Below are 22,002 nucleotides of genomic sequence, written 5' to 3' on the forward strand. Positions count from 1 at the left end.
AGGGTTCCCACCGGCCGTGTTCGACGATCTGTACGCACCGGAGTCTAGGCCCTGCGCCTGGTGGGGCGGACCGGCGCGTTGCAGGGTGGCGCCGGTTGTCCCTGATTGTGTGCTCTCGTGAATCGGCGGCCGGGGCGACGGCGGCCGCGATCGCCGTGGCGGTGGCGTGGTGGGGCTGTCCCCACCTTCGGGCACCGCTCCGCCCCATGGCCTCCCGGGGGCGGGCCGGGCAGTCTTGGGCGCATGACCGCAGGTATGGCAGGCATGACGGACGTGGGGGGTGCGGGCGCCGTCGGCGCCGTGGGGGACGAGGCGGAGCGGCTGCCGCCTCCCCGGGGCGCGTTGGAGGCGCGCACCTGGCGCGAGATCGCGCATCTGCTGGCGAACATGCCGGTGGACATGGCCGGTTTCGTCCTCCTCTCGGTGTGTCTGTGGGTGAGCGTCGGCCTGTCGGTCACGGTGATCGGCCTGCCGCTGCTGGCGCTCACGCTGGCGGGCTGCCGCCAGGCAGGGCGGCTGGAACGGGCCAGGGCGCGGGCCCTGCTGGACGTGCGGGTCGAGGAGCCGAGCCCGCTGCGGGCCGAGGGCGCGGGGATGTTCGCGCGGCTGTGGCTCCAGTTGCGGGACCCGGTGGCGTGGCGGAGCGCGCTGTATCTGTTCATCCGGCTGCCCTGGGGCTGGTTCACCTTCGCCGTCACCCTGGTGTCGCTGGTGGTGGGATGGCCGCTGCTGCCCTGGATCGCGCGCGGCCTGACGAACGTGGACCGGGCCATGGTGCGGGTGCTCCTCGCGCCGTCCGACGAACTGGAGCGCCGGATCGCGGAGTTGGAGTCCGACCGGGGCGCGGTCGCCGACACGGCCGCCTCCGACCTGCGGCGCATCGAGCGCGACCTGCACGACGGCGCACAGGCACGCCTGGTCAACCTCGCCATGGAACTCGGCCTCGCCAAGGAGAAACTCCTCGAAGACCCCGAACAAGCCGCCCGCATGGTCGACGACGCACACGGCGAAGTGAAACTCGCCCTCGCCGAACTCCGCGACCTCGCCCGCGGCATCCACCCCGCCATCCTCACCGACCGCGGCCTCGGCCCCGCACTCTCCCACCTCGCCGCCCGCTGCACCGTCCCCGTCACCGTCACCGACGACCTCCAAGACCAGCGCCCCGCCCGCGCCATCGAAGGCATCGCCTACTTCACCGCCTCCGAACTCCTCCAGAACATCAGCAAACACGCGGGGCCCGGCGCGCGGCAGGCCACGGTCGACCTGTGGCGGCGCTCGGGGCACCTGCTGCTGAGGGTCGAGGACGACGGCAGGGGCGGCGCGACCGCAGCGGCCGGCAGCGGACTCGCGGGCCTCGGCGAACGGCTGCGCACCGTCGACGGCCTGCTCACCCTCCAGTCGCCCCGGGGCGGCCCCACGATCGTGACCGCCCAACTGCCGTGGCGGGAGCGCGACATGGACACCTGACCGGCTCGCGCCGACCCGTACGGGATCGAGCACGGAACCCCGTACGGGACCCGCGCTGGATCCGGTACGAGACCCCGTACGGGACCCCGTACCGCATCCCGCACGGAACCCCGTACGGGACCCGCGCCCACCCCCGTACGAGACCCCACCCCTGCCCGCGGGGTGGGGCCAGCCCCACCGCAAGACGGCGGCGCACGTCATGGGCGCGGGCGGGGGTCCGCGCGGATGCTGGCGTACGACGGCGGGGTGCGTGGTGCACGGCCCCGGGGAGGCGCGCGGTGACACGCGCAGGGATACGAGGAGTTGAGGGCGCCGTGAGCGGTTGGCCGGAGAGCGCGGGGCGGGACGCGGCGCGGGGCGCAGCGCTGCGGGAGCACAAGGAGCGCGGCAGGCTGCCGGCGGTGCTGCGGGCGCCCCTGTCGGGGGACACGTGGCGCGAGTATCTGTACGTGCTGACCAGCTTCCCGATAGCCGTCGCGGCGTTCTGCTTCAGCATCACCATGCTCTCCCTGGGCGCCGGGCTGCTGGTGACCTTCGTGGGCCTCCCCGTACTGGTGGCGACCCTGGAGGCGTGCCGCGGCTTCGGCTTCGCCGAGCGCTCCCGCGCCCGCGCGCTGCTCGACCTCGACGTGGCGACCCCGGAGCCGGTCCGCACGCTCCAGCGCTCCCCCGGCCTGCTGGCGCGCTGGGGCGCGGTGCTGCGCAGCGGGGTCTCGTGGCGGCACGTGCTGTTCACGCTGCTGCACTTCCCGTGGGCGACGCTGGTGTTCTCGGTGTGGATCGCGTTCCTCACGGCGGGCTGGGGCGCGTTCCTCTACCCCGCGTGGGGCTGGGTGCTGCCGACGTACGCGCACCAGCCGGGGGTCCAGGTCTTCGACAACGGGCACGGCGGCTGGTACGTGGACACCCCGCCGGAGATCGCGGCGCTCTCCGCGATCGGCCTCGTGCTGGTGCTGGCGACGCCGTGGCTGGTGCACGGGCTGACCCAGGTGGACAGGCTGCTGGTATGGGGGCTGCTGGGGCCCTCGCGCGCCGCCGAGCGGATCGCGGAGTTGGAGTCCGACCGCGGCGCGGTCGCCGACACGGCCGCCTCCGACCTGCGGCGCATCGAGCGCGACCTGCACGACGGCGCACAGGCACGCCTGGTCAACCTCGCCATGGAACTCGGCCTCGCCAAGGGGAAACTCCTCGAAGACCCCGAACAAGCCGCCCAAATGGTCGACGACGCACACGGCGAAGTGAAACTCGCCCTCGCCGAACTCCGCGACCTCGCCCGCGGCATCCACCCCGCCATCCTCACCGACCGCGGCCTCGGCCCCGCACTCTCCCACCTCGCCGCCCGCTGCACCGTCCCCGTCACCGTCACCGACGACCTCCAAGACCAGCGCCCCGCCCGCGCCATCGAAGGCATCGCCTACTTCACCGCCTCCGAACTCCTCCAGAACATCAGCAAACACGCGGTGGGGGCCACCCGCGCCGAGGCCGAACTGTGGCGCACCGACGCGTACCTGATGCTCCAGGTCACCGACGACGGTCGGGGCGGCGCCGGGCTGCGCGAGGACGGCGGGCTCACCGGCCTCGCCGAGCGGCTCCAGTCGGTGGACGGCCTGCTCACCCTCCAGTCGCCCCCGGGCGGACCCACGGTCGTGACGGCCCAGCTTCCCTGGCGCGAGGAAAGCTGAGGCGCTCGCGCTCCAGAAACCTGGCGGGCCGGGGACCACCCCCGGCCCGCCTCGCGCGCGTACACGGCGCAGGCGTACGGGCGCGTACGGCTGAACGCGTCTGCGTAGCGCGGCGTACGTCTCTGCGGAGGCAGCCGCCAACGCGCGCCCGTTCTGGGATGCTTGGGGCGTCCCGGACAGGGTGCAGGGGTGGAGAGGGTGGGAGCGTGCGCGTCGTCATCGCCGAGGATTCGGTGCTTTTGCGCGAGGGTCTGGACCGTTTGCTCACCGACCGCGGACACGAGGTCGTCGCGGGGGTCTCGGACGGGGAAGCGCTGGTCAAGACGGTGCGGGAGCTCGCATCCGGCGAGGGGCTGCCCGATGTGGTGGTCGTCGACGTACGGATGCCTCCGACGCACACCGACGAGGGAGTGCGCGCGGCGGTCGCGCTGCGTGCGGAGCATCCGGGGCTCGGTGTGCTGGTCCTGTCGCAGTACGTGGAGGAGCAGTACGCGACGGAGCTGCTGGCGGGTTCCAGCAAGGGGGTCGGCTATCTGCTGAAGGACCGGGTAGCCGAGGTGCGTGAGTTCGTGGACGCGGTGGTCCGGGTGGCCGAGGGCGGGACCGCGCTCGACCCCGAGGTGGTCGCGCAGCTCCTGGGCCGCAGCCGCAAACAGGATGTGCTGGCGGGGCTCACCCCGCGCGAGAGCGAGGTGCTGGGCCTGATGGCCGAGGGGCGCACGAACTCCGCGATCGCGCAGCAGCTCGTGGTCAGCCACGGGGCGGTCGAGAAGCACGTGAGCAACATCTTCCTGAAGCTCGGCCTGTCCCAGAGTGACGCGGATCACCGCAGGGTGCTGGCGGTGCTCACCTATCTTGATTCGTAGTCCGTTTCCGTGTGGAACGGCCGTGGACGGAACCGTTCCGGGCGGAATCGGCGACTGATATCCCGTCAGCACCGACGCCCGCGAGCGGGGAGGCGAGGACGGGCGGTGCGGGGCTCATGGAGCGCTCCGGGGGGGGTGTACGGGACGTGGTTTCGCGCGGTGTCGCACGGCGTCGCAACGGCCCCGGCGCTGGGTACACGCGTGCCCCCGGGTGTGGTCCGCGGCACGCCTGGCTCGTCTTGTCTTCCCGTCCACCATGTGGCCGCCTTCGGGAAGGCAACCCTTACCGACGTACGATGGCTGGCGAGCCGCCGCCTCTAGGGAGGTCCGATCAACCGTGACCAGCCAGGTCAGTAGCCCGAGCGGGCAGTCTGCCGCCGACAACTCCGGCAATTCCGACGCGTCGGCGGAGGCACCTGCGGCCGTCGTGTCCGAAAAGACCGACAAGGAGGTGCGGCGCCTCGACCGGGTCATCATCCGGTTCGCGGGGGACTCGGGTGACGGTATGCAGCTCACGGGCGACCGGTTCACCTCCGAGACCGCCTCGTTCGGCAACGACCTCTCGACGCTGCCGAACTTCCCCGCCGAGATCCGCGCCCCCGCGGGCACCCTGCCGGGCGTCTCCAGCTTCCAGCTCCACTTCGCGGACCACGACATCCTCACACCGGGCGACGCCCCCGACGTGCTGGTCGCGATGAACCCGGCCGCGCTCAAGGCCAACATCGCCGACGTGCCGCGCGGCGCCGAGGTCATCGTCAACACCGACGAGTTCACCAAGCGCGCGATGGCCAAGGTGGGGTACGAGGCCAGCCCGCTGGAGGACGGCTCCCTCGACGGGTACAGCGTGCACGAGGTGCCGCTGACCACGCTGACGGTGGAGGCGCTCAAGGAGTTCGACATCGGGCGGAAGGACGCCGGACGGTCGAAGAACATGTTCGCGCTGGGCCTGCTGTCGTGGATGTACCACCGGCCGACCGAGCAGACCGAGCACTTCCTGCGCACCAAGTTCGCCAAGAAGCCCGAGGTCGCCGAGGCGAACATCGCCGCGTACCGGGCCGGCTGGAACTTCGGCGAGACCACCGAGGACTTCGCCGTCTCGTACGAGGTGGCCCCGGCGGCCACGGCGTTCCCGCCCGGGACGTACCGGAACATCTCGGGCAACCTGGCCCTGGCGTACGGCCTGATCGCGGCGTCCCAGCAGGCGGACCTCCCGCTCTACCTGGGCTCGTATCCGATCACCCCGGCCTCCGACGTGCTGCACGAGCTGTCCAAGCACAAGAACTTCGGGGTGCGCACCTTCCAGGCCGAGGACGAGATCGCCGGGATCGGCGCCGCGCTCGGCGCGGCCTTCGGCGGTTCGCTCGCGGTGACCACCACCTCGGGCCCCGGCGTCGCGCTCAAGTCGGAGACCATCGGCCTCGCGGTCTCGCTGGAACTCCCGCTGCTGATCGTGGACATCCAGCGCGGCGGCCCCTCCACGGGCCTGCCCACCAAGACCGAGCAGGCCGACCTGCTGCAGGCGATGTACGGCCGCAACGGCGAGGCCCCGGTGCCGATCGTGGCGCCCTCCACGCCGGCCGACTGCTTCACCGCGGCGCTCGACGCGGCGCGGATCGCGCTGACGTACCGCACCCCGGTCTTCCTGCTCAGCGACGGCTACCTGGCCAACGGCTCCGAGCCCTGGCGCATCCCGGACACCGAGGAACTGCCGGACCTGCGCACCCAGTTCGCCTCCGGCGCCAACCACACGCTGGACGACGGCACCGAGGTCTTCTGGCCGTACAAGCGCGATCCGCAGACCCTCGCCCGCCCCTGGGCGGTGCCGGGCACGCCGGGCCTGGAGCACCGGATCGGCGGCATCGAGAAGCAGGACGGCACGGGCAACATCTCCTATGACCCGGCCAACCACGACTTCATGGTCCGCACCCGCCAGGCCAAGGTGGACGGCGTGGATGTCCCCGACATCGAGCCGGACGATCCCAGTGGCGAGGCCCGCACCCTGGTCCTGGGCTGGGGTTCCACCTACGGGCCGATCACCGCGGCTGTGCGCCGGGTGCGCCGCGAGGGCAAGGCGGTCGCGCAGGCCCATCTGCGCCACCTCAACCCGTTCCCGGGGAATCTCGGGGAGGTGCTGCGCCGTTACGACAAGGTGGTCGTCCCCGAGATGAACCTCGGTCAGCTCGCCACCCTGATCAGGGCCAGGTATCTCGTCGACGCCCAGTCGTACACGCAGGTCAACGGCATGCCCTTCAAGGCAGAGCAGCTCGCGACCGCTCTCAAGGAGGCCATCACCCATGGCTGAGACACTCACCGAGGGCACCTTCGCGGAGGGCGACGCGCTCTCCCTCGTGCCCAAGGCCGAGGGCAAGCAGTCCATGAAGGACTTCAAGTCCGACCAGGAGGTGCGCTGGTGCCCCGGCTGCGGCGACTACGCCGTGCTGGCCGCCGTGCAGGGCTTCATGCCGGAGCTGGGCCTGGCGAAGGAGAACATCGTCTTCGTCTCCGGCATCGGCTGCTCCTCGCGCTTCCCGTACTACATGAACACCTACGGGGTGCACTCGATCCACGGCCGCGCCCCGGCCATCGCCACCGGACTCGCCTCCGCGCGGCGCGACTTGAGCGTGTGGGTGGTCACCGGTGACGGCGACGCGCTGTCCATCGGCGGCAACCACCTGATCCACGCGCTGCGCCGCAATGTGAACCTCAAGATCCTGCTGTTCAACAACCGGATCTACGGGCTCACCAAGGGGCAGTACAGCCCGACCTCGGAGGCCGGGAAGATCACCAAGTCCACGCCGATGGGCTCACTCGACGCGCCCTTCAACCCGGTCTCGCTGGCGCTGGGCGCCGAGGCGAGCTTCGTGGCGCGGACGGTCGACTCGGACCGCAAGCACCTGACGAGCGTGCTGCGGGAGGCCGCCGACCACCCGGGCACGGCGCTGGTGGAGATCTACCAGAACTGCAACATCTTCAACGACGGCGCCTTCGAGGTCCTCAAGGACAAGGAGAAGGCGCAGGAGGCCGTGATCCGGCTGGAGCACGGGCAGCCGATCCGCTTCGGCACCCCGGGCGAGGACGGCCTCGGCTCCAAGGGCGTCGTGCGCGACCCGGCCAGCGGCGAGCTGCGGATCGTGGACGTCGCCGAGGAGGGCACCGACGGCGTGCTGGTGCACGACGCGCAGGCCGAGTCCCCCGGGACCGCCTTCGCGCTCTCCCGGCTCGCCGACGCGGACACCCTGCACCACACGCCGATCGGCGTGCTGCGCAGCGTCCGCCGCCCGGTGTACGAGACCGAGATGGCCGAGCAGCTCGAGCAGGCGGTGGAGCGCCAGGGCAAGGGCGACCTGGGCGCGCTGCTCGCGGGCAACGACACGTGGACGGTCGTCGGCTGAGGCTGAACGAGCCTGCGGCTTCGCGCCGCGATATGGGTCCCATCCCTTAGGGGTGGGGCCCTTTCGCGTTTCAGGGGTACGGAGTCCGAACCCGGGCCGAATGAGGGACTTTCGCCCCTGATGCCGGAGTTGGGGGCGCGCATACGGTGCGGCTCATGAGCCCTTTCGCAGACCACGAGGGTCCCGGACTGCTCGCCGTCGCGCCCGCGGCGAGCGCCGACGTCGACGCGCTGCTCGCCCGGGTGCGGGCGCTCCGCCCCCGACTGCGGGTGGAGCACGCGTACTTCGGGCGGCACGGCACGGGCACTCCCTCGCTGCGTACGGCGCTGGAGCGCGGTCGCGGGCCGCGCGTGGTGGTCCCGCTCTTCCTCGGCGAGGGGTACGACGTGGTGGCCGGGCTCTCCCACGCGCTGCGCCCCGCGCCCGGCCCCGTACGGGTCGCGCCCCCGCTCGCCCCCGATCCGCTGCTCGTGACGGCGCTGCGGAGGAGGCTGCGGGAGGCGGAGTCCGCTGCGGGCGGGGCGGCCGGTGCCGTGGTGCTGGCCGGCGCCGGTTCGCGCCGGCGCACGGGCGACGAGGGGTGCTGCACGAGCGCGCACATGCTCGCGGCGCGGCTGCGGCACGAGGGGCGGCCGGTGCCGGTGCGGCCCGCGTATCTCTCGGGGGCGCTGGGGGCTCCGGGCGTCGAGGGCGCGGTGCGGGAGCTGCGCGCTCAGGGGCGCCACCGGGTCGCGGTGCTGCCGTACCTGGTGACCGCCGGCCGCTTCGGCGCGCGGCTCACCGGGCTCGGCGGCGCGCTGACGGCGGGGGCGCTGGGCGGGCAGGAGGCGCTGGCCAGGCTGGTGCTGGCGCGGTACGACGCGGCGCTCGACGGGCCCCGGAGTCCGCGCGAGGGCGCCGCCTCCGTGCCCCCGCTGCCGCCGCACGCCCCGCGCCCTCTCCCCGTACGGGATCCCGTACGGGACCGGCACCAGGCGGCCTGACAGGACCGAAATGCGAAACGCGAATGACAGGCGCCGTGCCACGGGGCTACCTTCAAGGTGCTCGGACGACCGTCCCGGAGGGGTCCCGTGGGAACACACAGCGAACAGCGCACCGGCCTGCTGTACGGCTTCGCCGCCTACGGCCTGTGGGGGCTCCTCCCCCTGTACTGGCACGCCCTGGAGTCCACCGGCGCCAGCGAGGTGCTGGCCCACCGCATGGTCTGGTCGCTGCCCACGGCCGTGCTCATACTCCTGGCGCTGCGCCGCTGGTCCTGGATAGCCCCGCTGCTGCGGCAGCCGAAGAAGCTGGCCATGATCGTGCTCGCGGCGGCCGTGATCTCGGTGAACTGGGGGCTGTTCATCTGGGCGGTCTCCACCGGCAAGGTCCTGGAGTCCTCGCTCGGCTACTTCATCAACCCGCTCGTCTCGATCGCCTTCGGCGTGGTGCTGCTGCGCGAGCGGCTGCGCCCCGCCCAGTGGGTCGCCGTCGGCATCGGCGCGCTCTCGGTCGCGGTGCTGACCTTCGGTTACGGGCGGCTGCCCTGGCTCTCCCTCGCGCTGGCGCTGAGCTTCGCCACGTACGGGCTGATCAAGAAGCGCTGGGTGAAGCTGGACGGCGTGGAGGGGTTCAGCGCCGAGACGGCCGTGCAGTTCCTGCCCGCGCTGGGCTTCCTGATCTTCCTGACGGCGCGCGGCGATTCGAGCTTCACCACCGAGGGACTGGGGCACGCGCTGCTGCTCGCGCTGGCCGGCGCCGCCACGGCGCTCCCGCTGATCTTCTTCGGCGGCGCCGCCGTACGCCTGCCGCTCTCCACCATCGGGCTGCTGCAATACCTCGCGCCCGCCTCCATGTTCGTGCTGGGGCTCACGGTCTTCCACGAGGCGATGCCGCCCGAGCGCTGGGCGGGCTTCGTGCTGGTGTGGATCGCGCTGTGCATCCTCACCTGGGACGCGCTGCGCACCGCGCGCAAGGGGCGGGCTGCGCTGCGGGAGGCGGCCGCCGCAGCGGCGCAGGAGGACGGAACCGACGGCGGAGCCGACGCCCCGCCCGCCCCCTCGGCCTCTTCCGCTCCTTCCGCCTCTCCCACCGCCGGAGAAGGCCGGTAATCGACCGGCGGTGTCCGGATTCCGGCTGTTCGCGTACGGGCTCTGCCCCGAGCATCAGGCGTCACCGAAAGGCTCCACCTCCCCGCGGCCACCGCGGGGAGCGCTCGTTCCGTCCCATCCCACGCACGGAATCCGGAGCACGCCATGACGCGTACCGCTCGCACCACTCGGAGATCCCGCACCTCAGGCTTACCCAAGGCCGCACCCACGGCCTGGCTGCGCCGCACCGCCCTCGCCCTCGCGGGCGGCGGGCTCGCGCTCGCCCTGGCCGTGCCGGCCACGGCGGCGCCTCCCTCCCCCAGCACCGTCGCCGCGCCCGACATACCGCTGGCGAACGTGAAGGCGCATCTCGCCAAGTTCCAGTCCCTGGCCACCGCGAACGGGGGCAACAGGGCGCACGGCAGGGCCGGTTACCGGGCCTCCGTCGACTACATCAAGTCCACGCTCGACGCGGCCGGCTACACCACCAGGCTCCAGCAGTTCACCGCCGGCGGGGCCACCGGCTGGAACCTGATCGCCGACTGGCCCGGCGGCGACCCGGACAAGGTCCTGATGGCCGGGTCCCACCTGGACTCGGTCAGCGCGGGCCCCGGCATCAACGACAACGGCTCGGGCTCGGCCAGCGTGCTGGAGACCGCGCTCGCCGTCGCCCGGGAGGGCCTCAAACCCCAGCAGCACCTGCGTTTCGGCTGGTGGGGCGCTGAGGAGCTGGGCATGCTCGGCTCCCGCGCGTACGTCAACAGCCTCCCGTCCACCGAGCGTTCGAAGATCACCGGCTATCTGAACTTCGACATGACCGCCTCCCCCAACCCGGGCTACTTCGTCTACGACGACGACCCGCGCCTGGAGGGGGTCTTCAAGGACTGGTACGCGCAGCGCGGCATCCCCACCGAGATCGAGACCGAGGGCGACGGCCGCTCCGACCACGCCTACTTCAAGAACGCGGGCATCCCGGTCGGCGGCCTCTTCACCGGCGCCGAGACCCGCAAGTCGGCGGCCCAGGCCCAGAAGTGGGGCGGCACGGCGGGGCAGGCCTTCGACCGCTGCTACCACTCGTCCTGCGACACGACGGCGAACATCAACGACACCGCCCTCGACCGCAACGCCGACGCGATCGCGAACGCGATCTGGACCCTCGGCGGCGATGACGGCGGCACGCCGCCCGGAGGCACCTTCGAGAACACCGCGGACGTCGCCATCCCGGACCGGGGCGCGGCCGTCGAGTCGCCGGTCACCGTCTCCGGGCGTACGGGGAACGCGCCCTCGGCGCTGCGGGTCGGCGTGGACATCAAGCACACCTACCGCGGCGACCTGGTCCTCGACCTCGTCGCGCCGGACGGCAGCACGTACCGGCTCAAGAACTCGAGCGGCTCCGACTCGGCGCCCGACGTGCAGACCACGTACACGGTGAACGCCTCCAACGCGCCCGCGAACGGAACCTGGAAGCTGCGGGTGCAGGACGTGGCCGCCAACGACACGGGCTACATCGACAGTTGGCGCCTGACGTTCTGAGCCGGCTTCTCCGTTCGGCCCGTGGGCCCCTCTGACCTTCTGGCCTTCTGACCTGCGGGAGTCCGCTCGCGCCCCCTCGTTGTCAGTGCCGTGGGCTAGCTTTCATGGCACGGACTACGAGGGGGTTTTCCGATGGCACTCGGCTGGAAGCTCGTGATCGACGCGGCGGACCCGCACAGGCTGGCCGCCTTCTGGGCCACGGCATTGGAGTACGAGGTCGAGGACCACAGCGCGCTCATCGAGCAGCTCCTCGGCGCCGGGGTCGTGGACGAGTCGCTGTGCGCGCGGCGCGGGGACCGCCAGGTCTGGCGGGACTACGCGGGAGTGCGCCACCCCGACGACCCGTATGACGCCCGCAGCGGCGCCGGGCTCGGCAGACGGCTGCTCTTCCAGCGGGTCCCGGAGGCCGCGGGCTGGACCGCCGAGGGCCGCGAGCGCCCCAAGACCCCGCTGCACCTGGACGTCCACGCGGGCCCCGGGCGCCGCGCCGAGATGGTCACCCTGCTGCTGGAGCGCGGCGCCTCCTTCATACGCGAGGTCAAGGAGCCGCAGGGAGAGTGGAGCGTCCTCAAGGACCCGGAGGGGAATGTGTTCTGCGTGGCGTAGCCCGTGCGGCGCGCGGTGGTCCGCGCCGGTCCTGCGCACCGCACCGTCTCCCGCGCAGTGGCCGGCACCCTCACGCCGTGATGTCCCGCGTCGTGAAGCGCGCCCATGCCGCCGAGCCGAACACCGCGGCGTAGAGGGCCTGGAGGCCGAGGTTGCGGAGGATCTGGTCCCAGTAGACCGGGTCCCTCAGCAGGTCGCCGAAGCTCAGCCAGTATTCGGGAAAGAGATAGGGGTGGATCGCGGAGAGCTGCGGAATGGTGTTGAGGATCTGCACCGTGATCAGCAGTCCGACCGTCGTGGCCATGGCCGCGATGCCGCTGTCGGTGAGCGTCGACACGAAGAGCCCGAGCGCGGCGAGCCCCAGCAGCGAGACCGCCACCAGCACGGCGATGGCCAGCGCGCGCAGCAGCCCCTCCGAGAAGGGCACGGCGGTCCCGGAGAGCAGCGTGACCTTGCCGACGGGGAAGAGCACCATCCCCGTGAGCAGCGCGGAGACGGCCACCGTGAGCGTCCCGGCGAGGCAGAAGACCAGCGTGGTCGCGAATTTGGCGAGCAGCAGCCTGGTGCGTCCCGCGGGGGCGACCAGCAGATAGCGCAGGGTGCCGGAGCTGGCCTCCCCGGCGACCGCGTCCCCGGCGACGACGCCGACGGCCATCGGCAGGAAGAAGGGAAGTGTCGCGGCGAGCGAAGTGAACACCAGGAAAAGGCCGTTGTTGGTCACCTGCGAGATGAAGGCGGGCCCGCCGCCCGAGCCGCCCTCGTCCCCGGTCTCGACCTTGATGGCGATGCCCACCAGCACCGGGATCGCCGCGAGCACGCCGAGCAGGATGAGGGTGCGCCAGCGGCGGAAGGTCACGCCGAGTTCGCTGCGGTAGAGCCCGAGCGTCCACAGCGGGCCGGCCGGCCGGGCGCCGTTCTCCGCCCCGGCCCCGGCCCCGGTCCCGGTCCCGGGCGGTGATGGGGTCGGTGATGCGGCCTCAGCCCGCGACATTGAAGCCCTCCCCGGTGAGCGAGACGAACACGTCCTCCAGCGAGGCGCGGTGGAGCCCGAAGCCCCGTACCCGCACCTCGGCGTGGACCAGCGCGGCGTTCAGCGCGGCGAGGTCGGGCGGGTCCGTCGCGGGCAGTTCGCCGGTCACCTCGTCGCCGTCCACGGCGATGCCGGTGAGGCCGCGCTCCTTGAGCACCCTGGCGGCCTCGGAGGTGTCGGGGGTGGTGACCGCGAGCCGCCCTCCGGCGCCGGCCGACATCTCGGCGACGGTGCCCTGGGTGACCAGCCGCCCCCGGTTCATGACGGCCGTGTGCGTACAGACCTGCTCGATCTCGTCCAGTAGGTGGGAGGAGAGGAAGACGGTGCTGCCGTCCTCGGCCAACGCCCTGATCAGGGTGCGGATTTCGCGCATGCCCTGGGGGTCGAGGCCGTTGGTGGGCTCGTCCAGCACGAGCAGTTCGCGGGGCTGGAGCAGCGCTGCGGCCAGGCCGAGGCGCTGTTTCATGCCCAGCGAGTAGGCGCGGGCCTTCTTGCCGGCGGCCGGGGCGAGGCCCACGCGTTCCAGCGCCTGCCCGACCCGTTCGCGGCGGGTGCGCGGGTCGGCGGTGGGATCGGCGGAGTCGTAGCGCAGGAGGTTCTCGCGCCCGGAGAGGAAGCCGTAGAGCGCCGGCCCCTCGATCAGGGCGCCCACGCGCGGCAGCACGCGCTTGGCGGCGCGCGGCATGGGCTCGCCGAGCAGCGTGGTGCTGCCGCCCGTGGCGTCGATGAGGCCGAGCAGCATGCGGATGGTGGTGGTCTTGCCTGAGCCGTTCGGGCCGAGGAAGCCGAAGACGCTGCCGCGCGGGACGGTCAGGTCGAGACCGTCAACGGCCTGCTGTCCACCGCGGTAGCGCTTGCTGAGCCCGCGCGTCGCGATGACGGCCTCCGCCGTTGCGCCCTGCTCAGTGGCGGGAGTGGCGCCCTTCTCCACGGCGGGAGTTCCGTACTGCGGAGGCGGTTCTGGCATGCGAACTCTCCGATGCTCGAACGGTGCGGACCTGCTCGAACGGTGCGGCGCCCCGTGCCCGGGGCAGGGCAGGACCCTGGCGGCCCCGCCCTGCCCCGTACCGCGTCCGCGGTGCGCGCGGCCCTACTTCGCCGCGCTGTCGGCGGCCTTGACCAGGGCGTCCTTGGTGACGGCGCCCACGTAGACCTTGCCGTCGTCGGTGATCAGGGCGTTCACCAGGCGGGTGCTGAAGACCCTGCCGGTGCCGAACTCGCCCTTGACCTCCTTGGTCATGCTGTCCAGCATCCGCTGGCCCTGGGCGTCGCCGCCCGAGCCGCCGCTGCCGGGCGCGGGCTTCGGTGCGGCGCCGCCCGCGCCCCCGAGTCCGCCCTTCGGGCCCTGGATCTGGGCGACCGTGCCCCAGCCCTCACCGAAGGTCTTCACCCCGTTCTTCGCGCCGTTCTTCATGCCGTGCCGCATGCCGTTCTTGCCGTCCGCGCGGGCGTCCGGCTTGCCCGGAGCGGCCTCGGGGCCCGCGCCCGGCAGCCCGAACTCGGCCCCGCCGCCCGGGCGTTGCTGCCCCGGCTTCGCCTCGGTGACCTTGGTGCCCTTCGGCGGGGTGAAGTCGAAGGTCTTCGCCGCGGGCTTGCCGAAGTCCACCGAGGTGAAGGCGGTGTCGATGACCGGCTTCCCGCCGCCCTTCGGGTTCAGCGTGAACTTCAGCGGCACGCCGGTCTTGCCGTCCACGGCGATGCGTATGGACTGCACCGTGGAGTCGGCCGCGCCCTTGCCCTTCGGGGTGATCACGAGCTGGTACGCGTCGCGGCCCGCGACCGTCTGGGTGCCGTCGACCGAGACGGACGTGGTGTCCTGGACCGCCTTGAGCGCCTGCTGGGCTGCCTGCTGCGGGGTGGCGTTCTCCAGGCCCTTGCCGGAGCCGAGCCCCTTGCCCGTGCCGAGGCCCTCGCCGTCCGAGCCGCGGATCGTGCCGTGCCGGTCCTTCGGGGAGTCCTCGCCCTTGCCCTGGGCCCCGCCCTTCTGCTGCGCTTCGCCCTTCGCGTGGTACGCGGAGTCGGACCCGCTGTCGTAGGCCCACACGTCCTTGCCGTTGTGGATGAAGCTGTACTCCGCTGCCTCTTCCACGAGCGAGACGCGCTGCCTGTCCGGTCCGTCGGCGGCGACGCGCAGGGTGTGCGTGCCGGAGGCCAGCTCCATGAGCTTCTGCTGCGGGTCGGCGCTGCCGCCCTTCCCGCCGCCCTCGCCGTGCGGTCCGCCCGCGAACGGGCCGCCGCCCTGCTGGCCGGCGCCGCCGGCCGAGCCACCGCCGGGCAGCCCGGGAAGTCCCAGGTCGGTCGTGGTCTTCACGGTCCCGGAGAGGTGCTGCACATGCGACTTGGCCATCTTGGCGACCAGTTGCTCGGCCGTGATGTGCGGCAGGTCGGGGCTGCCCGCGCTGGCGATCGCCGGAACGATGCCGATCGTCGCCGCGGCGATCCCCGCGACCGCCACCGGTACGCCGTACCGGGCCGCCTTGCTCCGGTGCGTGTCATGGGAGTCCTCAGGACCGCCCGGCTGCTTCGGTTGGATCTGTGCCATCTGTGTGCCCTACCTCCGTGTCGGTGGCGGTTCGGTACGCACGCCCGTACGTCGCACTCGTCCATCCCTCATCGCCATTCTCACTCCGGAGAAGACGGATGGGGGCGGGCCGATGGTTTCCATGGCACCAGACAGGCCACCGCGACGGCATCAGCCCCGAGGTTCGACTCCCCTACTCCCAGGGGATGACGGGAGCCGCCCGCATCCCCCGCAACCCGTAAGGGACAACGCCACCGCCAACGCCCGCCATCCGCACGGCCGATGGCACGCAGAACGGCAGGCGCGCGCAGGGCGCGGGCACGCTCAGTGCGCGGGCGCGCGGGCTCAACCGGCCCGGTGCACCACCGCGTCGCACAGCCCCGCCAGCGCGCGCTTGGCCGCGCAGTCGGGCAGCGGCGCCAGGGTCTCCCTGGCCTCGTCCGCGTAGTGCACGGTGTCCCGGCGCGCGCGCTCCAGCGCGGGGTGCGCACGCAGCCCGGCCAGCGCCTCCGCATGCCGTACGTCGTCGCTCAGGTCGCCGTCGAGGAGCGCGCACAGCTCCCGGTCCTCGGCGGTTGCCCCGGGCGAGGCCGCCATCTCGCGCAGCCGCAGCACGGGCAGGGTCGCGATGCCCTCGCGCAGGTCGGTGCCCGGCGTCTTGCCCGACTCGTGGGAGTCGCTGGCGATGTCCAGCACGTCGTCGGCGAGCTGGAAGGCGGTGCCGATCCGCTCGCCGTACTGCGTGAGGATCGAGACCGTGCTCTCGTCGGCGCCGGACATCATCGCGCCGAAGCGCCCCGCGACGGCGATCAGCGAGCCGGTCTTGCCGGCGATCACGTCCAGGTAGTGGTTGACCGGGTCGCCGTTCTCGCCGGGGCCCGCGGTCTCCAGGATCTGCCCTGTGACCAGCCGCTCGAACGCCTCGGCCTGTACGCGTACCGCCTCGGGCCCCAGGTCGGCCAGGGTGTGCGAGGCGCGCGCGAAGAGGAAGTCGCCGGTCAGGACGGCCACGGAGTTGTCCCAGTTGGCGTTGGCGCTCGGGACACCGCGGCGCACGTCGGCCTCGTCCATCACATCGTCGTGGTACAGCGTGGCGAGGTGGGTCAGCTCCACGACGACGGCCGAGGGCACGACGCCCGGCGCGTACGGGTCGCCGAACTGCGCGCCCAGCAGGACCAGCAGGGGCCGGAAGCGCTTGCCCCCGGCGTGCACCAAGTGCTGTGCCGCTCGCGTGATGAACGGCACCTCGCTCTTGGTGGTCTCGATCAGGCCCTCCTCGACAGCCGCCAACCCGGCCTGGACATCTGCTTCGAGAGCCTGGTCCCGCACGGTCAGTCCAAAGGGCCCGACGACGGTCACGAGGGGTTCTCCTGTCTGCGTACGATGAATTAACGATCAACAGCGATCGTGCGGTGTCTCAAATTCTCTTCGGCACCATCTTCCGGCAGCGTATCCGGTCACCCGACGATCACAGCGAGCGCCCGTGCGCAGACCGGCCCTGAGCGGCCTCCGCAACCTCGTGAAAGCAGTGGCGTACGAGGCGTACGGGGCTGCCGCGGCGGGCCCTCCCGCCGTCGGCCGGACCCTCACCGCCGCCTCCTGCACACCTCCACCCCACACCATGGGCGCGCGCCCGGCGCACTGTTGGCCTGAATGACTCGGTTGGTGCACTAGGCGCGGTATATGGCGCTCGTCACTTTCTTTACCCGTTTCGGGGTGTGAGAACGGGAGAGCAGAGCATCCGTACCACCTGCGTCCCGGGAGCCACTCGTGTCACCACCGCCCAGAACAAGCCAAGCCAGCGGGCCGCGGGTGCGGGGTTTCCTCGGGCATCCGCGCGGGCTGCTGCCGCTGTCGGGCCTCGAGGTCTGGGAGCGGTTCTCGTTCCTGGGGATGCAGGCGATCCTCGTCCTCTACTTCGCCGACTCGGTGGCCGGCGGCGGCATGGGCATGGCCTCCGGCACGGCGGCCTCGGTGGTCGCCGCGTACGGGACCCTCGTCTACCTGGTCTCCGTCGCGGGCGGCTGGCTCGCCGACCGCATCCTCGGCTCGTACCGCGCGGTGCTCCTCGGCGGCGTGCTGATCGCCTGCGGCCACTACACGATGGCGGTCCCGTATCCGGCCGCGACCTGGGCGGGGCTCGGGTTGATCATCGTGGGCACCGGGCTGCTCAAGCCCAATGTGTCCTCGATGGTGGGCAAGCTGTACGCCACCGAGGACAAGCGCAGGGACGCGGGGTTCGCGCTCTACTACATGGGCATCAACGTGGGCGCCTTCCTCGGCCCGCTGATCGCCGGGTGGCTGGGCCAGAAGCAGGGCTGGCACTGGGGCTTCTCGGCGGCGGCCGTGGGCATGACGCTCGGGGTGGTCCAGTACGTGCTGGGGCGGCGCGATCTGGTGGGCGGCAAGCAGGCCGAGTTCGCGCTGCCGCCCGCGGCGATGCGCCGGGCACTGTGGCTGATCGGCGGCGGGCTCGTGGCGGTCGCGGCGCTCGCGTGGGCGCTGGCCGCTGCCGGGTGGCTGACCATGTCGCGGGTCGTGGACGTCTGCTCTGTGGTGTCAGTGGCGGCGCCTATCGTCTATTTCGGGGTGATGTTCCGCAGCCCGAGGGTCTCGCGGGAGGAGCGCGGGAGGCTGCGGCCGTACATCGTGCTGTTCGCCTCGTCCGTGGTCTTCAACCTCGTCCTCTTCCAGTCCTATTCGACGGTGACGCTGCTGGCCGCCGATCACGCGGACACCGAGATCTTCGGCTGGGAGTTCCCCTCGACCTGGTACAACTCCGCGCTCGGGCTGATCGAGGTGCTGGTCGCCCCGGTGATCGCCGGGATCTGGCTGCGGATGGGCCGCCGCCAGCCGCACGCCTCCAACAAGATCGCGATCGGCGTGGTGCTGGGCGGTCTCGCCTTCCTGGTCATGGCCTGGGCCACGGCCGGGCGCACCGGCGACCACTGGCTGATGGCCGCGTGGTGGATCCTCGCCGCGTACGTCCTGCTGGGCAGCGGCGACGTGGTGCTGCAGTCCACCGGCATGTCCGCGACGACCAAGCTGGCGCCCGCCGCGTACGCGAACCAGACGATGGCGCTGTGGATGCTGTCCATCGCGCTCGCGAACGGAATCCAGGCACAGACGGTGAAGCTGTACGACGTGCTCTCCAATGCGGCGTACTTCGGTCTGAACGGTGCCGTTACGGTCGTTCTGGGCATCGCCGTCATGGCCGCGGCGCCGTGGCTGCGCCGCACCATGCACCCCGTGCACTGAGCGGCACGGTGCTGCCCCACAACCCCCACACCCCGTACCACCAGCGAGATTGACGACTCCCCCATGCGCATCAGACCGGCAGACCAGTTCCCGTACGAAGTCCAGCGCGAGGACGTGTGGATCCCGATGCCGGACGGCACCCGGCTCTACGCGCGGATCTGGCGCCCGCGCACCGAGGAGCCCGTGCCGGTCCTGCTGGAGTACCTGCCGTACCGGCTGAGCGACTGGACCGCGCCGCGCGACGCGCAGCGCCACCCCTGGTACGCGGGCCACGGCTACGCCTCGGTGCGGGTGGACGTGCGCGGCCAGGGCAACTCCGAGGGCCGCACCGGCGACGAGTACGACGAGCAGGAGCTGTCCGACGGCGAGGCGGTCATCGACTGGCTGGCCGCGCAGCCCTGGTCCACGGGGCGGCTCGGGATGTTCGGGATCAGCTGGGGCGGCTTCAACAGCCTCCAGCTCGCCGCCCGCCGCCCCGAGGCGCTCAAGGCGATCGTCACGGTGTGCTCGGCCGACGACAGGTACGACAACGACGTGCACTACAACGGTGGTTCGGTGCTCGCCGTGGACATGCACGCCTGGGCGTCCACGATGCTGGCCTTCTTCTGCCGCCCGCCGGACCCGGCGCAGGTCGGCCCCGCCTGGCGGGACATGTGGCTGAACCGCCTGGACGGCGTCGAGCCGCTGATCCACACCTGGCTCGACCATCAGACCAGGGACGACTACTGGAAGCACGGCAGCGTCTGCGAGGACTACTCCGCCGTGCAGGCCGCGGTGCTCGCGGTCGGAGGCTGGCACGATCCGTACCGGGACACCGTGCTGCGCCTGGTGGAGCACCTGGACGCGCCCGTACGCGGGCTGATCGGACCCTGGTCGCACCAGTACCCGGACCGCGGGCTGCCGCCCGGCCCCGCGATCGGCTTCCTCCAGGAGACCCTGCGCTGGTGGGACCACTGGCTCAAGGACGAGGACACGGGGGTCATGCGGGAACCCCTCCTGCGCTCCTGGATCAGCGACTCGCATCCGCCGGCCACGGTCTACCCGGAGCTGCCGGGCCGCTGGGTCGGCGACGACGCGTGGCCCTCGCCGGCCGTCACGATGACCTCGTACGCGCTGCCCGGCATGGGCGCGATGGAGGTCCGCTCGCCGCAGCACACCGGCGTCGACGCGGGCCGCTACTTCCCGTTCGGCAACGACTCGGACCTGCCGCCCGACCAGCGCGAGGAGGACGGCCGCTCGGTCGCCTTCGACTCGGCGCCGCTGGAGGAGCCGGTGGAGATCCTCGGCCGGCCGCGGGTACGCCTGCGGATCACCTGCCCCGTGCGGCGAGGGCAGGTGATCGCACGGGTCTGCGATGTGGCGCCCGACGGCGCGTCGACGCTGGTCACGCGCGGTGTGCTGAATCTGTCCTCGCGGTACGGGCGCGACCGGGTCGCCGAGTGGGAGCCGGGCACCACGGAGGACGTGGAGCTGGACCTGAACGGCATCGGCCACGCCTTCCCGCCCGGGCACCGCATCCGGCTCTCGCTCTCCTCCGCGTACTGGCCGTGGATCTGGCCGCAGGAGGGCAGCGACGCGGGCTGGTTCGTGGAGCCCGCCGCCTCGGCCCTGGACCTCCCCGTACGGGATCCGGCGGGGGACGCGGAGCGGGCGCCGATCACCTTCGAGGAGCCGGAGCAGGCGGAGCCGCTGGGCGTGCGCTACCCGGACAACCCCGACGCGCGCCCCGAGCGCCGGGTGATCCGCGACGTCGCCGAGGGCACCTGGCGCCTGGAGGTGGACCCCCAGTACGGGGGAACCCGGATCTACCCCGACGGGCTGGAGTTCACCGAGGACGCGGTCGAGACGTACACGATCCGCGAGCGCGAGGCGGGCAGCGCGCGCACCCGCTCGGACTGGACGATCGGCCTCCGCCGCCCCGACCTGGGCTGGGACGTGGGCATCCGGGTCAGCTCCGAGATCGCCACGGAGAACGGCGAGTTCGTGACCCGCAACGAGGCGGTGTGCAGCGAGGGCGGCACGGAGGTGTTCCGGCGCGCGTGGGAGCGGCGGATTCCGCGTACGGCGGGCTGATGCGTACGGAGAGCTGAACGGCCGCGTGTCTCCTGACTGATGTGTTGGCGGGGCCTCCCCTCCTGTGGCCCCGCCAACTCCCCCGTTTCCCCGGGCGGTTACGCGCGCTCGACCCTGATGGGGTCGCCGGTGCGCACGGTGCCCAGGGTGCGGGGGTCGCCCTCGATGTGGCCGAGGACGTTGCAGGGGCCGGCGAGGCGGCACTCGTCGCCGCGGGATATCGGGGTCGGCCCGTAGGGGAGGGCGAGCGCGTCGCCGTCGGTCCAGAAGGCGACCGTCCCGGCCTCCACCACCTGCTGCGCGTCGGACTCCAGGGCCGGCTTGAGCCCGGTGTCGAAGTACACCTCCTCGCCCCAGGTCCGCGCCGAACTCTCCAGCGGCAGCACCTCGTTGAGCGCTGCCGTCGTCGGTGTGTCGTCGAGCGTGGCGGTCAGTCGGCCCGCGGGCCACACGATGGAGATCCTCATGCGAGGGATTCAACATTCTGTTGAAGCTCCTTGTGAACCCCTACCGGTGGGTACCCGCGGGTTTCCGCACGGAGGGCGCCCGCGCCTCACACGCTCACAGGTTGCCGCCGAAGAAGTCGGCGAGCTTGGCGACCGCCGGGTTCACGGCCTGGTCCCTGTCGTAGAGGTCCACGTGCGTCGCGCCCTCGACCAGGAAGAGTTCGGCGTTCTCGCCGGCCTCCGCCACCGCGTCGCGGCTGTAGTGCAGGGTGAACGCCTCGGTGCCCGCGATCATCAGCAGCGGCCGCGGCGCGATCTTGCGGATCCCGCCGAACGCGTCGAACTGGTCGAGCTGGTCCACGCTGCGCATCACCCACTCGTTGGTCGAGCGCGGGTGCTGCGCGCGCGGCGTCCTGTAGTAGTCGTAGAACTCCCGCACCGGAGCGGGCGTGTTCTCGTCCACCGCGTCCGGCACCGCGCTGACCAGCGTCGCGGGCTTCCCCGCCGCCTCCTCGGATCGCAGCCGTCCGGCCTGCTCGACCATCTGCGCGAACCCCTCGGGGTCGGCATCGCGGAAGAAGCCCGGCACGTCGGCGGCGCTGACCGTGGCCACCGCCTTCATGCGGTGGTCGGTCTGCGCGGCGAAGGGTACGTAGCCGCCCGAGCCGCAGATCCCGAGCACCCCGATGCGCTCGGGGTCCACGTCCTCGCGGACCGAGAGGCAGGAGACTGCGGCCCGTACGTCCTCGGCGCGCTGGAACGGGTCCTCCAGGCCGCGCGGTTCGCCCTCGCTCTCGCCCTGGTAGGCGGCGTCGAAGGCCAGCGCGACGAAGCCGCGCTCCGCGAGACGGCGCGCGTAGAGCCCCGCGGTCTGCTCCTTCACGCCGGTGGTGGGGTGGGCGACGACGAGGGCGGGGAACCGTTCCGCCGAGGCGCCCGCAGGGAGGTAGAGCTCGCCGGCCAGCTTCAGTGAACTGCTGACGAAGGTGACCTTCTTTTCTTGAACTGTTTCCCGAACCGTTTCCTGCGCCATTTCCTCAGCCTTTCCTCTGACGGGCC

The 22,002-nt window shown here is 72.1% G+C and carries 17 protein-coding genes; 11 read left to right on the plus strand and 6 right to left on the minus strand.

Annotated elements, in window-relative coordinates; all coding sequences use genetic code 11:
- Positions 1 to 243 precede the first annotated feature (243 nt).
- From ABEE00_RS25970 to ABEE00_RS26010, 9 genes are all read left to right on the plus strand, one after another.
- Positions 244 to 1,467: a sensor histidine kinase gene (locus tag ABEE00_RS25970; RefSeq protein WP_451918665.1), complete on the plus strand. Its 1,224-nt coding sequence runs from the start codon at positions 244 to 246 to the stop codon at positions 1,465 to 1,467.
- A gap of 365 nt (positions 1,468 to 1,832) precedes the next feature.
- Positions 1,833 to 3,149, plus strand: a complete 1,317-nt coding sequence (locus ABEE00_RS25975) for a sensor histidine kinase (RefSeq protein ID WP_345748182.1) — start codon at positions 1,833 to 1,835, stop codon at positions 3,147 to 3,149.
- A 206-nt stretch (positions 3,150 to 3,355) separates the two neighbouring features.
- Entirely contained in the window at positions 3,356 to 4,015 is a 660-nt protein-coding gene (locus ABEE00_RS25980; protein WP_345748080.1) for a response regulator transcription factor, read from the plus strand.
- A 427-nt stretch (positions 4,016 to 4,442) separates the two neighbouring features.
- Positions 4,443 to 6,317 (plus strand): 2-oxoacid:acceptor oxidoreductase subunit alpha, encoded by a 1,875-nt coding sequence (locus tag ABEE00_RS25985; protein WP_345748183.1) that lies wholly within the window; start codon positions 4,443 to 4,445, stop codon positions 6,315 to 6,317.
- Complete coding sequence (locus ABEE00_RS25990) at positions 6,310 to 7,407, plus strand: 2-oxoacid:ferredoxin oxidoreductase subunit beta (RefSeq protein WP_345748081.1); 1,098 nt, start codon at positions 6,310 to 6,312, stop codon at positions 7,405 to 7,407. The genes ABEE00_RS25985 and ABEE00_RS25990 overlap by 8 nt, the downstream gene beginning before the upstream one ends.
- Positions 7,408 to 7,562: 155 nt before the next feature.
- Positions 7,563 to 8,390 carry a sirohydrochlorin chelatase gene (locus ABEE00_RS25995; RefSeq protein WP_345748082.1) on the plus strand — a complete coding sequence of 276 codons (828 nt, stop codon included), beginning with the start codon at positions 7,563 to 7,565 and terminating at the stop codon, positions 8,388 to 8,390.
- 87 nt (positions 8,391 to 8,477) lie between these two features.
- Positions 8,478 to 9,497 (plus strand): EamA family transporter RarD, encoded by a 1,020-nt coding sequence (gene rarD / locus ABEE00_RS26000; RefSeq protein ID WP_345748083.1) that lies wholly within the window; start codon positions 8,478 to 8,480, stop codon positions 9,495 to 9,497.
- Between the two features lie 144 nt (positions 9,498 to 9,641).
- The gene (locus tag ABEE00_RS26005) at positions 9,642 to 11,009 is read left to right on the plus strand and encodes a M28 family metallopeptidase (protein WP_345748084.1); all 1,368 of its coding nucleotides are present in this window, start codon (positions 9,642 to 9,644) and stop codon (positions 11,007 to 11,009) included.
- Between the two features lie 132 nt (positions 11,010 to 11,141).
- Entirely contained in the window at positions 11,142 to 11,615 is a 474-nt protein-coding gene (locus ABEE00_RS26010) for a VOC family protein (RefSeq protein ID WP_345748085.1), read from the plus strand.
- A 70-nt stretch (positions 11,616 to 11,685) separates the two neighbouring features.
- On the opposite strand, the gene ABEE00_RS26015 is transcribed toward ABEE00_RS26010, so the two are convergent.
- The 4 genes from ABEE00_RS26015 to ABEE00_RS26030 all read right to left on the minus strand — a co-directional run bounded on the left by ABEE00_RS26015 (position 11,686) and on the right by ABEE00_RS26030 (position 16,525).
- Complete coding sequence (locus ABEE00_RS26015; protein ID WP_345748086.1) at positions 11,686 to 12,606, minus strand: ABC transporter permease; 921 nt, start codon at positions 12,604 to 12,606, stop codon at positions 11,686 to 11,688.
- Positions 12,593 to 13,612 carry an ABC transporter ATP-binding protein gene (locus tag ABEE00_RS26020; protein ID WP_345748087.1) on the minus strand — a complete coding sequence of 340 codons (1,020 nt, stop codon included), beginning with the start codon at positions 13,610 to 13,612 and terminating at the stop codon, positions 12,593 to 12,595. The genes ABEE00_RS26015 and ABEE00_RS26020 overlap by 14 nt, the downstream gene beginning before the upstream one ends.
- Before the next feature lie 123 nt (positions 13,613 to 13,735).
- Positions 13,736 to 15,187 carry a LolA family protein gene (locus ABEE00_RS26025; protein ID WP_345748088.1) on the minus strand — a complete coding sequence of 484 codons (1,452 nt, stop codon included), beginning with the start codon at positions 15,185 to 15,187 and terminating at the stop codon, positions 13,736 to 13,738.
- Positions 15,188 to 15,511: 324 nt separating this feature from the next.
- On the minus strand, positions 15,512 to 16,525 hold the full coding sequence (locus ABEE00_RS26030) for a polyprenyl synthetase family protein (RefSeq protein WP_345748089.1): 1,014 nt from the start codon (positions 16,523 to 16,525) through the stop codon (positions 15,512 to 15,514).
- 411 nt (positions 16,526 to 16,936) lie between these two features.
- Between ABEE00_RS26030 and ABEE00_RS26035 the strand changes: the two genes are divergently transcribed.
- Positions 16,937 to 18,424 (plus strand): peptide MFS transporter, encoded by a 1,488-nt coding sequence (locus ABEE00_RS26035; RefSeq protein WP_451918666.1) that lies wholly within the window; start codon positions 16,937 to 16,939, stop codon positions 18,422 to 18,424.
- Positions 18,425 to 18,487: 63 nt separating this feature from the next.
- Positions 18,488 to 20,497, plus strand: a complete 2,010-nt coding sequence (locus ABEE00_RS26040) for a CocE/NonD family hydrolase (protein WP_345748091.1) — start codon at positions 18,488 to 18,490, stop codon at positions 20,495 to 20,497.
- 98 nt (positions 20,498 to 20,595) lie between these two features.
- Here ABEE00_RS26040 and ABEE00_RS26045 read toward each other — a convergent pair whose 3' ends face one another.
- A complete protein-coding gene (locus tag ABEE00_RS26045) occupies positions 20,596 to 20,964 on the minus strand; it encodes a cyclophilin-like fold protein (protein ID WP_345748092.1) in 369 nt (122 codons plus the stop codon).
- A gap of 94 nt (positions 20,965 to 21,058) precedes the next feature.
- Positions 21,059 to 21,976, minus strand: a complete 918-nt coding sequence (locus ABEE00_RS26050; protein WP_345748093.1) for an alpha/beta hydrolase — start codon at positions 21,974 to 21,976, stop codon at positions 21,059 to 21,061.
- Positions 21,977 to 22,002: the final 26 nt, after the last annotated feature.

The sequence above is a fragment of the Streptomyces odontomachicola genome, from assembly GCF_039605595.1.
Classification (GTDB): Bacteria; Actinomycetota; Actinomycetes; order Streptomycetales; family Streptomycetaceae; genus Streptomyces.

What these genes read in the sequence shown, in the direction of transcription:
- ABEE00_RS25970 (WP_451918665.1), top strand. Translation starts at nt 244, where the DNA reads ATGACCGCAGGTATGGCAGGCATGACGGACGTGGGGGGTGCGGGCGCC.
- ABEE00_RS25990 (WP_345748081.1), top strand. Translation starts at nt 6,310, where the DNA reads ATGGCTGAGACACTCACCGAGGGCACCTTCGCGGAGGGCGACGCGCTC.
- ABEE00_RS25995 (WP_345748082.1), top strand. Translation starts at nt 7,563, where the DNA reads ATGAGCCCTTTCGCAGACCACGAGGGTCCCGGACTGCTCGCCGTCGCG.
- ABEE00_RS26005 (WP_345748084.1), top strand. Translation starts at nt 9,642, where the DNA reads ATGACGCGTACCGCTCGCACCACTCGGAGATCCCGCACCTCAGGCTTA.
- ABEE00_RS26010 (WP_345748085.1), top strand. Translation starts at nt 11,142, where the DNA reads ATGGCACTCGGCTGGAAGCTCGTGATCGACGCGGCGGACCCGCACAGG.
- ABEE00_RS26015 (WP_345748086.1), bottom strand. Translation starts at nt 12,606, where the DNA reads ATGTCGCGGGCTGAGGCCGCATCACCGACCCCATCACCGCCCGGGACC.
- ABEE00_RS26020 (WP_345748087.1), bottom strand. Translation starts at nt 13,612, where the DNA reads ATGCCAGAACCGCCTCCGCAGTACGGAACTCCCGCCGTGGAGAAGGGC.
- ABEE00_RS26025 (WP_345748088.1), bottom strand. Translation starts at nt 15,187, where the DNA reads ATGGCACAGATCCAACCGAAGCAGCCGGGCGGTCCTGAGGACTCCCAT.
- ABEE00_RS26040 (WP_345748091.1), top strand. Translation starts at nt 18,488, where the DNA reads ATGCGCATCAGACCGGCAGACCAGTTCCCGTACGAAGTCCAGCGCGAG.
- ABEE00_RS26045 (WP_345748092.1), bottom strand. Translation starts at nt 20,964, where the DNA reads ATGAGGATCTCCATCGTGTGGCCCGCGGGCCGACTGACCGCCACGCTC.
- ABEE00_RS26050 (WP_345748093.1), bottom strand. Translation starts at nt 21,976, where the DNA reads ATGGCGCAGGAAACGGTTCGGGAAACAGTTCAAGAAAAGAAGGTCACC.